12 protein-coding genes and 1 pseudogene are annotated in these 12505 nt (G+C 71.0%); all 13 read right to left on the bottom strand.

Going from position 1 to position 12505, the window contains the following annotated elements:
* Positions 1-978 (bottom strand): annotated as a pseudogene (locus ACFYZZ_RS45060) (LacI family transcriptional regulator); the annotation flags it as partial.
* Between the two features lie 531 nt (positions 979-1509).
* The gene (locus ACFYZZ_RS45055) at positions 1510-2766 is read right to left on the bottom strand and encodes a DUF3631 domain-containing protein (protein ID WP_389189865.1); all 1257 of its coding nucleotides are present in this window, start codon (positions 2764-2766) and stop codon (positions 1510-1512) included.
* Entirely contained in the window at positions 2763-3179 is a 417-nt protein-coding gene (locus tag ACFYZZ_RS45050; RefSeq protein WP_389189863.1) for a hypothetical protein, read from the bottom strand. Before ACFYZZ_RS45050 ends, ACFYZZ_RS45055 begins: the two co-directional genes overlap by 4 nt.
* A complete protein-coding gene (locus ACFYZZ_RS45045; protein WP_389189867.1) occupies positions 3176-4087 on the bottom strand; it encodes a bifunctional DNA primase/polymerase in 912 nt (303 codons plus the stop codon). Before ACFYZZ_RS45045 ends, ACFYZZ_RS45050 begins: the two co-directional genes overlap by 4 nt.
* Before the next feature lie 20 nt (positions 4088-4107).
* Positions 4108-4839, bottom strand: coding sequence for a DNA methylase (locus tag ACFYZZ_RS45040; protein WP_389189861.1), 732 nt, complete (start codon positions 4837-4839; stop codon positions 4108-4110).
* 88 nt (positions 4840-4927) lie between these two features.
* A complete protein-coding gene (ssb, locus tag ACFYZZ_RS45035; RefSeq protein ID WP_389189859.1) occupies positions 4928-5392 on the bottom strand; it encodes a single-stranded DNA-binding protein in 465 nt (154 codons plus the stop codon).
* A 16-nt stretch (positions 5393-5408) separates the two neighbouring features.
* Positions 5409-5912 (bottom strand): hypothetical protein, encoded by a 504-nt coding sequence (locus ACFYZZ_RS45030; RefSeq protein WP_389189857.1) that lies wholly within the window; start codon positions 5910-5912, stop codon positions 5409-5411.
* Positions 5913-5931: 19 nt separating this feature from the next.
* Positions 5932-6123, bottom strand: coding sequence for a hypothetical protein (locus tag ACFYZZ_RS45025; protein ID WP_389189855.1), 192 nt, complete (start codon positions 6121-6123; stop codon positions 5932-5934).
* 209 nt (positions 6124-6332) lie between these two features.
* On the bottom strand, positions 6333-8438 hold the full coding sequence (locus tag ACFYZZ_RS45020) for a hypothetical protein (RefSeq protein WP_389189853.1): 2106 nt from the start codon (positions 8436-8438) through the stop codon (positions 6333-6335).
* Positions 8439-8440: 2 nt separating this feature from the next.
* Positions 8441-10036, bottom strand: a complete 1596-nt coding sequence (locus ACFYZZ_RS45015; protein WP_389189851.1) for a hypothetical protein — start codon at positions 10034-10036, stop codon at positions 8441-8443.
* A gap of 192 nt (positions 10037-10228) precedes the next feature.
* Positions 10229-11239: a hypothetical protein gene (locus ACFYZZ_RS45010; protein ID WP_389189849.1), complete on the bottom strand. Its 1011-nt coding sequence runs from the start codon at positions 11237-11239 to the stop codon at positions 10229-10231.
* A 79-nt stretch (positions 11240-11318) separates the two neighbouring features.
* Positions 11319-11648 (bottom strand): hypothetical protein, encoded by a 330-nt coding sequence (locus ACFYZZ_RS45005; protein WP_389189847.1) that lies wholly within the window; start codon positions 11646-11648, stop codon positions 11319-11321.
* Positions 11645-11938 carry a hypothetical protein gene (locus ACFYZZ_RS45000; RefSeq protein WP_389189845.1) on the bottom strand — a complete coding sequence of 98 codons (294 nt, stop codon included), beginning with the start codon at positions 11936-11938 and terminating at the stop codon, positions 11645-11647. Before ACFYZZ_RS45000 ends, ACFYZZ_RS45005 begins: the two co-directional genes overlap by 4 nt.
* Between the last annotated feature and the right edge of the window lie 567 nt (positions 11939-12505).

The following is a 12505-nucleotide window of genomic DNA, read 5'->3' as shown; positions in this document are numbered from 1 at the left end:
CATGTCCGGCCGGTTCAGCACGTTCGAGACCGTTGCCGCAGAGACCTCGGCGCGGCGGGCGACGTCGACCAGCTTTGCGCCGACGTGCCGGGCAGCACCGTTGGCGGGCCCGTGGCCACGGAACACGTAGGCGTGCTCGTGGCACGGGCAGGGTGCCGACTCGGTCCGGGCGATATGGCTTGCGACCAAGCCAGACAGCCACTTCGGCGTGTCGATGGTCCGGTAGGAGTCGTCCTTGGGCGGGCAGCGCTCGAACTCCCCCGAGTCGAGTTCGTAGAGCTGCCACTCCACCCGCACCGATGCGGGGCGGACGAACTTGCGCTCCAAGCCGACGACTTCGCCCCATCGCATGCCGGTGTAGCCCTTCAGGATCACGGCTACAAATTCGTCGTCACGGCCAGACAGCAGCGAAGCGCGCTCGGCTGTCAGCAGGATTCCGAGAGCGTCCGTCACCACCTTCTCGGGGCCGCGGTTCCGGGAGCGTCCGGCGCGCTTGCCTCGGCCGCGCCGCTTGGCTGCCGGGTTGGAGTCGCGAAGTCCTTCATCCACGGCGTCGGCGAGGATGAGGTGCAGCGTGCCGTGCCAGGTCTTCACGCTAGACGCGGCGTAGAGCTTCCGCTCCTTCTTCTCCCAGGCTCCGACGTCCGTGGGCTGGATATCGGCGATGGCCTTGTCCTCGAAGGCAGGGAGGAGATGCTCCTCGATGTGCCGCTTGTAGTTCTGCATAGTCGATGCGGCCAACTCCTGCGCCGCATACCAGCGGTTCACGTACTCGCCGAAGGTCTCCTTCCCGGCATTCGGGTCGCGATAGCCGACCTCTCGGACCTTGGCCTCCGCGTCGTTCGCTGCCTTCGCTGCCTCGCGCTTGGTGGCGAATCGGATCGTGGCACCGTTGGCGTCCACCACAGTGCGGAGCACACCGGGTGCAATCCAGTACCGGCCTCGGTAGTAATCGGCGCGCTTCTCGCCGTAGCCCATGGTTACCTCTCGCGACAAGCGAGGGGTGGAGGCCATGGCTGGCCTCCACCCCTCGTGATCGGCTCTCTATCAAGCGGCGTTCCGTGCGCGACGCGGACGGCGCGCGCGGAGACTCGCCACTGGCCGTACCGGCTGCGCGATAGCGCGACGCCGGGGTACGGCTTCGCCCTCGATGGCGTTTGCCGGGCTGGGCCGCTCTTCAAGAATGTGGAAGATCTCTCGAACGTGATCGCTGGTAAAGCGGTACCCGCCACCGCTCCTCAGGAAGGGGATGCGCCGGCGGCGAACTTGTTCCTTCACCCACCACTCCGAGCACCCCAGCGACGTCGCTACCTCCGCCGCCGAATAGCTCAGGGGAAGTCCACTCTCCTTCGGCACCTTCGAGACTCCTCTCTGCCCTCTGGGGAATCCGCAACATCCGCAACGCCGCAACATTGCTGGTCAACGTCTTGGATCTGTGGCGGATGCCGTTTCTGTTGCGGATAGGTGCCGCCGCGCGGGAGCGCGGCGGCACCTATCGAGCGGGCAGCGTCAGCCGACGCTGCGGAGGGTGCGTGTGTCGGTTTCCGCGAACATGTGGCGGCTCTCGGACGGGCCTTCCGCCACAGATTCACCCGCGTTGACCTGCGATGTTGCGGCTGTTGCGGATGTTGCGGACTTCTCGGGGGGAGGGGGGCAGTAGCGGGCCCAGGCGTCGGTCAGGTCGTCCGCGTAGTAGCCCTTCGGGGTGCCGCTGCCGACACGGATCCCCCGGGGCCGGATCGGGGTGTTGTCGGGCCGGACGTACTGACTCAGGAGCTTGGACAGACCGCGTGCCGTGAGCGCCTTGCCGTCGTCGTTCAGGTCGGCCCAGGGCGCGTCATCGAGTCCGAGGAGGACTTCGAGGATGGCGGCGGTGGGCATGCGGTCGGCGCCGCAGAACACCTTGTCGCGCAGGTCGGTCAGCAGGCGGACACCGAGGGAGGCCTCGTCGCCTTCCTGGGCGGCCTTGATGAGTTCGACGCAGGCGGCGCGGGCGCGCTCGGGCCAGTGGCCGCCGGCCGCGTCGGCGACCGCGAGGAGCGGTTCCCACACGTCGGCCGGCCGGTCGGAGACCCCATCGGGCATCTCCGGCCAGGCTTCGGCGACTTCGTCGTGCACGGTGGTGGCCCAGTCGGCGAGCCGGTCGCGCAGGGCATGACCCTGCTTCTCGTTGACGCGCCGACGGTACGGTTCAGCCTTCTCGTTGGGGGCCTTCTTGCGCATCCGGATAATGACCGAGCGGGTCAGGATCGTGTCCGGGAGGGAGCCGAGCCCGGCCATGGCGACGGCGCAGAACGAGGAGAACCACTCGGTGCTCTGGTTCGAGCCGTCCCCGACGCAGCGCAGCGACTTGGCACCGCGCCGGTAGCCGGAGTTCAGGAACCCGCGGACCTCTTCGTTGCCCCCGGCCTTCGGCCCGAAGACGGTGTCGATCTCATCGAACAGGAGCGTCGGTGTCCCGCCGTCGGCCTCCACGAGCCGGAAGAGGGCGTTGGCGGAGGCGTTGACAGTGGTGGCGGCGCGCGGGGTGAGGGTCTCCACGATCTCCAGGGCGCGGGACTTGCCCGAGCCCGGCTCGGGGCTCAGGAAGGCGAGGCGGGCGGTGCCGTCGAACGCGTCGATCAGGTGCGCGTGCGCGTCCCACAGCGTGACGGCGACGTAGGCGGCTTCGGTGGGGAAGATGTTGAAGCGGCGGTGGAACGCTTCGACCTCATCGAGCAGGGCGGCGCCGTCGACGGACGGAGCAGGCGGGTTGACGCTGGTCATGCGGCGTTCCTCCTTTCGGTGTACGGGCCAGGCATGCCGGTGCAGAAGTGCTTGTGTGCCTCGTACTCAGTGACCAGGTCGGCCACCGCCTGTTGTCCGGTGGCGGTGCCGGTCTGGCCGCAGGAGCAGGCGTAGGCGGCGGTGGGGGTGGCGCCGTAGCGCTTGGACCAGCGGGCTCCGTCGTAGTGATGGCGGTAGACCGGCGGAGCAGAGATGCGGATCCCCGGCCGGTCCGGCGTCGGATCGTCTGCGTTGCGGCTGGGGCGGTGGGGCGGGTGCGGGTCAGAACGAAGAGCTAAAAGGACGGCCTGGCGGCCGTCGCTCTTCGTGCCACGGCCCTCAACGGCGCCACCCTGGGCCGGGCGCGAACCGGGTGCGGTGGGTCGGGTGGGCTTTTCACGGCGGGGGGTCATGCGGCGTCCCTGGGCCGGCAGGTGCGAATCGACCAGTCCAGGGCACTGCGGATGGTGGCCCGGCACTCGGCCGCGGACAGTCCGGCCGCCTCTCCCCCCGCCTGAAACGCCTCCTCCACCACGTCCCGCGGGATCTCGCCCCAGGCGACGAACCGCCCCAGCGCGCGGGCGCCCTCCAACAGCCGCGTGTTCCGGCCGCCCTCGCCGGTGCCCGCGACCGCGGCCACCTCACGCTCCAACGCCACCCGGGCCCGCCGGGTGACCGACTCCTGCACGAGCAGCGGCGCGAGCGCCACGGCAGGTCGGGACGGCTCGATCAGCAGCGGGACGAGCCAGTGCGGCAGCGCGGCCACCGGGGCGTCGTCCAGCACCTCGTATACGCCCTCGGGGGTGGTGCTGCCGGGGGCGACGACGTAGCCGCCCCAGGCGCGGGTGTCGATGTGCGGCCCGAGCCGGTTGACGCTGCTGGGCAGTCTCCCGCCGGGCGAGGTGGTGAAGTACAGGTGCCGTCCCCCGCTCGGGGTCCGCACCCGGTAGGTGGGCGAAAGGTGCTCGCCGGCGCGCTCGCAGAGCGCGCTCAGGGAAGCGGCGCCGTCAGGCGCTCCTCCTTCCTCTCCCGGCTTGCACACGTCCAGATCGATCACCAGCAGCCCGGCCGGGCCGGTGGCGATCCCCACGTTGTACGGGGTGCGCGCCCACGCGGCCTGGATCAGCTCCGGGTCGGTGGTGGCGCGCTGCTCGGGGGTGCGGTGCCCGTCCGCGCACCTGCCGGTGCCGGGGCAGGAACGCTCCGGGTGCCCGGCCGGGCGCTTGCTGCCGGGGTGCAGCGGGATGACCGGCCAGCCCCGCTCGGCCGCGCACAGAGCAGAGGCCAGCAGGTGGAGGTTGTTCAGGTCGACCAGCGGCATGCCGGTGACATCGATCAGGCTCACGCGGCCCCCTCCAGGACGGTGCGGGAGGTGAGGTAGGCGCGGCCGATGCGTTCGGCGTAGGCGGGCGGGATGGCCTCGGTCAGCTCCTCGCGCTCGCCGCTCCACGTGATGCCCATCGCGGCCTGAAGCTCGGGGACGGACGGCTTGCCACCACCGTTGCCGTACGCGGCAACGTACGGGCCGTCGTAGAAACGGCCGTGCCGGTAGCCCCGCACCCGACCCCGGTGCGGGACATGCGCCGGCTGCTCGATGCTCCAGCCGCCCAACTCGAAGTTGCGGTGCCGGATGACTCCGAGCCCGAACATCTCCCCGCACAGGGTCAGGTCTTTGCGGATCTCCGCGCGGCCGTTGGGCTGCTCGATCACGTACGGCAGTCCGGTCTGCTCCAGCAGTTCGCGGGTGGGTGCCACGAGGTCTTCGTGCGTGCCGCCCCAGCCCTGGGACCGGTTCGTGCCCACCGTGAGTGTGCACTTGTCCTGGCACGGCGGGGAGGCGTGCACGAACGCGTACCGCTCGATCTCGCCGGAGGTGATCAGGGCGGCGAGATAGGTCAGGGCGTCGCCGTGGTGGTAGGGGAAGGGGTAGTTGGGGCGGTGGGCGACGTCGCAGCCGTCCACGGCGAACCCGGCGCGGTCGTAACCGACGGCCGCGCCGCCGGCGCACGAGAACAGGTCGAGCAGACGCGGCCGTCGGCCGCGCACTCGCCCGATCGTGAGGCGATGGGTCATGCTGGGTGACCTCCACTGTTCAGTTGGATGGTGGGAACGAGGGCGGCCCCAGTTCTTTGGCGAGATGCGGGGGCCGCCCTTGGCCTAGCTAGAACGGCGGCTCGGCGCCCTCCGACGCCGAAGCGCTGCCGGGGGCGGCATTGGCCGTGGCCCACGCATCGTCTCCGGCCGGGCCGTTCTGGGCGGGCCGCTTGCCGTTGATCTGGACGGTGGTGAAGCGGACGGACGCGCCGATGTCGTCGATCTCGACGGCGAGCATGGAGCGCTTCTCGCCCTGGTCGGTGGTCCAGTCGTGCTGCCGCATCCGGCCCATGGCGACCACACGGGAGCCCTTGCCCAGGGACTCGGCGACGTGTTCGGCGAGGGCACGCCAGGCGGCGCACCGGTAGAAGGCGGTGGTGCCGTCCTTCCACTGGTTCGTGTTGCGGTCGAAGCTGCGCGGGGTGACGGCGATCGTGAACTTCGCCAGGGCAGCGCCGCCCTCGGTGAACTTCAGCTCGGGGTCGTCGGTCAGGTTGCCGACGAGGGTGATCGGGGTCTCTCCGAACGACATGGGGTTCCTCTCCGATTCAGCGGTTGAGTTCGTTGCGGTTGCGGGCGATCAGCCCGTACGCGGGTGCAGTGATCGCGTTGTTCTCCACTCGGACCGGGCCCGAGTAGTGATGGTGGGTCTCGCTGCGGCTGGCCTTCACCGAGCGCACGGCGGAGCCGATGGCGGTGGCGACGGCGGCCAGGGCAGCGATCGGGAGGGTGATGAACAGGACGCCGGTCAGGGTCACGGCGGCGAATCCCTGGCAGGCGAGCCAGATCCCGCAGCCGAGACCGACGCAAGTGGCGCCGACGCCGATGCCGGCGACGGCGGTGCCGGCGGCCCATGCGGGGACGATCCGCCGGTCGGGCTGCGGGACGGGCGGGGTGCTGCCGTAGGCGGGCAGCGGCGCGGTGTCGCGGTAGGCGGTGGGTATCTGGGGTACGGGCCGGTAGGCGTCCTCGATGATCCGGCGGGCTTCGTCGGTGGCCTCGGTGGCGGTCATGCGCGGCTGCCAGGCCGCGGACGGGTCTTGGTCGGGCATGGCGGGGCTCCTGCCGGGGTCAGGTGATGTTGCGGGCGGCGTCGGCGAGTGCGAGGCACACGGCGCGGATGGGGCTGGCGGCGCCGGTGCCGGCGGTGAAGAAGCCGAAGAGGAACAGCACGAGAGCGCTGAACGGGCCGACGTAGCGGCCCCGCAGCAGGACGAAGGCCAGCACCCCGAGGAGTGCGACGGCGGACAGGGTCACGATCACGAGCGGCCTCCCAGGGAGCGTGCGGCGGGCAGCACCCCAGGGGTGCTGCCCGCGCTGTGGCTTGTCGCGTTGCTTGTCGTCTGGCTTGTCGTGCGGCTTGTCGCTTGTCTTGTCTTGTCGCTTGTCGCCTTGCAGGTCACAAGCTGTTTCCGGGTCTCAGAGCCGCCGTCCTGGCTCTGGTTCCGGACGGGACGACAAGCGACAAGCGATCAGCTCTCGGGGGCGTGCTTGCGGTGGACGTAGCGGGCCTTGGTGCCCTCCCCGATCCGGACGACGGTGCCGTCCTCGACCCATGACTTGAGCCAGCCGACGATCGTCTGCCGGTTGGTGCCATGCTCATCCGCCAACGCGCGAGCGATGGCGGATGCCCCGGTGCCCTCGGGGCCGGCGGCGAGCAGGGCCGCGATGGCGGCCCACTGGGCGGGGCTGTCCTGCTCGCCGCGCAGCGCGGACAGATTCAACCCGCCCCCCGCGGACGGGGCAGGGTCGGCGGGTGTATGCGGGTCGGGGGCGGTGGCGAACAGGCCGTCGATCTCCTCACGGAACCGGCGCGTCAGGTCGTCCTCCTCCGACACGGCAGCCGGCTGGTCGGTGCGCAGGGCGGACAGGTTCAGCGCCCCGCCCGCCGACGCCTGCGCTGGCGGCCCGGCGGCCGGGCCGGTGCTGGGGGTGTGGTCGCGCATCCACGCGATGCGGTCGGCGTCCCAGCGGCGCACGTAGGCTGGCCCAGCCGCCTTGACTGAGATGTCGTCCAGGACGGGGTGTCGGGCGGAGGTGGCTGCGATGATCTCCCGGATCTGGTTGGGCAGGATCCGCCAGGCCTTGAACAGTGCGGCCGGGGATTCAGGGGTGCCCATGAACCCGGCGCCCTTGTAGGGGGCTTGGTCCACGCGCAGGCCGCGGGTGCCGGGGAACATCTTGCTCAGGTCCATGCCCTCGGTCTCACCACCCGTGAGCGCCACCCGCACCTTGGCCTCGCGGCGGATCATCAGGTTGCCCAGGACGCTGCCGGTGGCTCCGAGGGCGGTCAGGACGGTGCGGGTCCCCATGGCGCGGGCGATCCGGATGACCTCCAGGATCTTCTCCGCAAGCTTGCGCATCTGCCGGTCGGGGCTGGCGAGGATCTCCGCACCTTCATCGATGACCAGCATGATCTGTGGGATCTGCGGCCCGACCGGGAGGAGGTCGGTGTTGTGGCGGGCGAGGAGGTCCTGGTAGCGCATCTTGCGCTGCTTGGCCACGCGCACGGCAGTGTCCAGCATGGTCAAGGCCTCGTCGTAGGTCCCGGCAAGCCAGTCCACACCCGGCCGGACCGGCTTGCCGTCAGCTCCCTCGATCTCGCCGTTGAGGGCGGGGAGGACCCAGGGCAGGCCTGCGGATCCGGCGTTCAGGTCGATGACCCAGGTCAGCACGTCCTCGGCGCGGGCGAACCCGGCCAGGATCGTGTGGACCATGTTGGTCTTGCCCGATCCGGTCGGGCCGACCACCAGCGCGCACTGCTCGCGCAGGTAGGCGAGGACCTGTTCGGCGTTGGTCCGGTACCCCCACGGGATCCCGGTCAGCACGGACAGAGGCCCGTAGTCGGTCGGGTAGGTGCGCTCTTCGGCGAGGACGTTGACGGTGGTCACGTCGATGATGACCCGGCCCTGATCGATGCCCGGACAGGCGGTGGCGGTGCAGCCGTGCGGGAGCCGGGCATCGGCGGACAGCCGCGAGGACTCACCTGCGATCTTCTGCCAGGTGGCGCCGCCCGGCGGGAGTTCGGCGTCGATGGAGAACCCGGCCCCGGTAGGCCACTGCTCAACGGCCAGCACGCACACGGTGATCCCGCACACCCGCTGGATCCGATCCACCCACTCCGCCGCAATCGCGCGGCGTTCCGCGGACAGTTCACGGGCCACCTGCCGCTCAGCAGCGGCCAGGGCCTCCTCCTCCCGCGCCTCCTCAAACAGAGCACTAGCGCGGGCGGAGGCTCCGATACCCACACCGAGGGTGGCGAGGGATCCGAGGGCGGCCCAGGTCAGGGGGCCTGTGGTCATGGCCCACGTGGTCCAGCCTGCGCCGAGGAGCCAGGCGGTGGCGCGGGTGGCCAGCGTGCGGCCGGCGGCGCGGGCCCGCAGCCCGGTGACGGTGTGGCCCAGGGCGCCGGCGGCGCCAGCGGCGAGGGTCCAGCCGGGGGGCATGCCGGTGGCGGCGCCGGTGGTGGCGAGGGCGAAGGCTCCGGTGGTGGCGGACAGGGCGCCGGTCACGGGTCCGTGACCGGCCGCCCAGTCCAACACCGGGCCACTGCTCTTCTTGGCGGTGGCAGCACTCATGATCAGACGTTCCAGCCCTTCTCGGCCTCGTGGCCGTTGCGGGGGTCCTCGTGGCGGGCGATGTCCTGCTCGTGCTCCTTGCGGAAGATCGGGCCCATCTCCTCGGCCACGGCGACCGCGGCCATCACCGCGCCGTAGCAGTCCCGGAAGGTCTCCGCGACCGCCTTCTCCAGCGGGAACTCCTCGTCGGAACGCTCGCCGAGGATCTTCATCACTTCGGCCACGCTGGCCAGCGCGATCGGCAGACCCTCGACCATGGCGAGGATCTCCATCGCGCCGTCGGGCTCGTAGTTCTGCGCGGCCTCCTCCATCTCGGCGGCGGCCTCTTCGAACCGGAAACCGGACACGTGCACTCCTTCACTGACCTGCGAAGTGGCGGGGGTGGGTGTGCTGTTGGGGATCTGTGCGGGGGGCCGCTGGACGCGGTCACCGATGCCCTCGCTGGCGTCCTGGGCAACTTCGGCGTCCGCCGCGGCTTCCTGCTCGGCCTGCTGCTGGCGGATCGCCGCGTCCCGCGCGGTGCGCTGCGCGGCCGCGGTCGCGACCAGGCGCCGGTACAGGCGCCGCCCGGGATACATCAGCCAGCGGACGTTGAACTTCCGCCCGAGCGGGGTGGTCAGGCAGCCGAGCACACCGGCGGGCAGGGAGAGCAGGGCGGCGAGCAGCCGACGCCCCTGGAAGCGGGCCGCGGACCTGCGTAGCGCCTTGCGTGCTGCCCGACGTGCGGGGGCCTTGCGGACGGTGCCGCGCTGCGCCGCGACCGTGGCGGCGGTCTTACGGTCGCGGGCGGCACGGTTCTTGCTGATGGCTGCATCCCGTATGTCGCGCGCCGTGCGTGCCGCTGCTCCGAGGGTCCGGCCCGCCAGGCTGCGCCGTCCGGCACGGCTGGTCAGACCGGCTCCGCTGCTGGTCTTGGCGTTGCGGCGGGCATCGGCGACCGCGCGGCGAGCCGCGGTGGTCTGTGCCCGCTGCCCGGCCCTCGAGCCGGCCGCGGCCTGCTGCGCCGCCCGTAGCACCTTGGCCTGCCCAACCCGGCCAAGCTGCTTCTCCGTTGCTCCGGTGCGGGGCTTCGTAGCGCCGTGACTGGCACGGCTTCGGTTGCTTCCGCCTGTGGTCGTGCTGGTCTGTCGGCCGGTCGGACCGGTCCCGCGCCGCTGCTGTCCCGGCACCCGACCCGACCGGCCACCAGAACCACCAGCCCGGGAGGCGAGCGAGCGGCCACCTGTCCGGCTGCCTGTGCCGCTGCTGCGCAGGCCTGCGGCCCGAGCAGCCGTGCGCCCGGCAGCACGGACCGCGGCTCGCCGCGCTTCACGGCGCGGGTTGGGCCTGCGGGAGCGGACGGCGGCGACCGTGCCGAGGACCGCGGCACCAGTGGCAGCGGCCACCGCGGCGACGGGACCGCCGGCCAGCGATGCGGCGGCGACCATGCCCACCGTGGTGTTCGCCCCGGACAGGGCAAGAGGGACGACCGGCCAGCCGCCGGGCGTGTGCTCCAACTCGGGTGCAGCCTGCGCCGGAACGGATGCGGTCTGGGGCGGCGGGGAGGGAGGAGCCGGGGGCGCCTGAACGGCTACCGGCTCTGTGCTGAGATCCGTCATGCTGAGTGCACTCCTTCGCGGAGTAGGGCCCGGCCGGGGCCGTAGGAAGTTGCCGGCCGGGCCTGCTGATGAGGCGGTGAGGTCAACTCACCGGGTCTGCTTCACTGGTGCGGTCGACTGCTTCCGGCAGTCGCAACGAGGGCCAGCCCACTTACCCTGGGCTGGCCCTCATTGGTGGTGCCGGACGGCTGCTTACGCCTCCGCGTCCTCCGCGTCGATCAGGGCGGCGTACGCCTTGCGCACCCGCTCTTCCTTCGCGGAGAAGCCCGCCGCTCGGTACGCGGCCAGAGCCTTCCGGTAGCTCAGCGGAGGGTTCTCGGAGTGGCGCAGCCACCGCAGGACCACCGTGAGCTGTTCCTCGGTCAGCGGCTCACCCGGCTCGGGCGTCTCAACACGGGCCACGGCCGCCACCTCGGCAAGACCCGACAGGTCGATCGAGGCGTGTCCCCCGCCTTGCGACGCGGGGATCGCCCGGGGTGGGGACACGGGCCCGACCTGCGGGGACACAGGGGACACACCCGGGGACACACCCTCATCCGACCACTGGCCCAGCACCCGGGCCAGGTCCTCATCCGAGAACAGCGCCGGAACCTCCTGCGGGATGCCGGCCACCGGGTGCTCCGCGGTGAGCTTCGTCAGCTCTTCGGCTGCCTCGTGCCGCACCTTCTGCGCCTGCCCGCGGGCCTTCTGCTCCTCGCGCTCCAGGACAGCCGCCGTCTTCTGCCGGTCGACCTTGGCCCGGGTGACGGCACGGCCGATCGCCAACTGATCCCGCGTGGCGCTGCGCACGGCATCGATCTGCCGCTGCGCCTCGCGGGAAATGCGGGTGGCCTCCCGCTCCACCGCCATGATCAGCGTCGCCTTGGCGGCGGCCGGAACCACCGCCCCGATGACCGCGACGACCGGCGTCGCGTACATCAGGCCGTGCGTGAAGAGAACGCCGACCGATGTGACGAGGAAGACCCACCCGAGAACGGCGGGCAGCGTCCCCTTCGACCCCTGCCTGCGGTGCGCGGTCTCCATGGCCAGGGCGTACAGCCACACCGCGTCGTAGATACCCGCGACCGTCAGCGCGAGAGGCGCCGGAGCCTGACGGGACAAGATCTCCCCCACCGCGTAGACGGTCCACCCCAACGACAGGCCGGTAAGACCGGCCGGCAGGCTCCAGTGAGCCGCCTTCCGAAATGCTGCCTTCCAGTCCATGCACTCACTCCCTTTCTTGCCCCTCGTCACTGGCGATTGGCGCACCAGACGCACACCCCGAGCAAGGACGTATCCGACATCAGGCCGCCGCTCCCACCAGCACCAAAACCGGGATCGCGGCGTAGGCCACCAACTCCAGCTCAGCGCCCGCGTACTCGACGGACGTACGCAGCACACGCGTACGGCCGCCACTCTGCGTGCCCTGCGCCACGGCGTCCGGGGCGATGCCCAGCGCGTCGCGCCAACCCTCGAAGCCGGCCAAGTCGTCGTGGAATGCCAACTCCAGCCGCTTCGGGTAGATGGGAGTCACCCGCACGGCCGGCGACGACAGATGACCGAAGTCCCCTGCCAGCAGGCGCAGCGCCCGCAGCGGCACAGCCACGTCGTCCAGCGTCAGACCCTCGCTCATGCCGCAACCCCCTTGCGCACCGCGCGGCGGCGGACCGGGCGGGCCAGCGGGACCACGTTGAACAGGTCCGGGTGATCCTCGACCACCCGCGCCGCCAGGCGAACCAAGTCGTCGGGCAGGCCGCGGTACTCGGGGTCGGCGAGGATGTCACGGGCCGCATCCAGCCGGGCCGCACGCTCCTCGTCACTCTCACCATCCACCCCAAGCCACAGCTCAACCGGGGTACCCAGCGCCAGCTCGGCGAACTCCGCCGCGGTGACGGCCTCACGGCCGGCAACCATGCACTTCATGGGACGTCTCTCCTCACAGTGGAACGGCCCGAACGCGCCCGGAGGTGCCTCTACGGGGCGCACGCCGCGGGAAAAGGGCCCGCACCGGACGCGGTGCGGACGGGACCTTCGAAAGTCCTCATCAAACGGGCAGGCCACCGACGTGACGCCGGCTTCCTGCCCGCATGACGAGTGACGGGAAGCAGCCCGTCACTGTCGTATCGCGGCTCCGTACGCGCCCTGGTCCCTTCCGATTGGCTGGCGCGCGGTCACCGCGGCCACTCAGTCGTCACTCGCTGAGTGGATGCTCCCTGGAATGGCTACCTGTCATGGACCGGGTGCAGCCCAATCACCGGGATCCCCGCCGATCCGGTCCCTGGGTCTACGCCCGAGGGTCAGACCAACGGCTTAGCCGATGACACCGATCGATCCGTGAAGACGACGGGCTTTTACGTCTCCCCTGCCGCTCGGGCCGCGTGTAAGCGGGTCCGGCGGGGTCTTTCGTTGTGCGTTCTTGCAGGTCCAGCACTTACGAACACAGCCGCTGAAGCCCTTTCGGGCCTCTCGTTCCGGCGCGAGTTCAGATTG

Origin of the sequence: Streptomyces sp. NPDC001816, from assembly GCF_042892235.1 — a bacterium.
Lineage (GTDB): Bacteria > Actinomycetota > Actinomycetes > Streptomycetales > Streptomycetaceae > Streptomyces.
The sequence above is the reverse complement of the archived record's forward strand: the minus strand, read 5'-3'. Positions and strand labels throughout refer to the sequence as shown.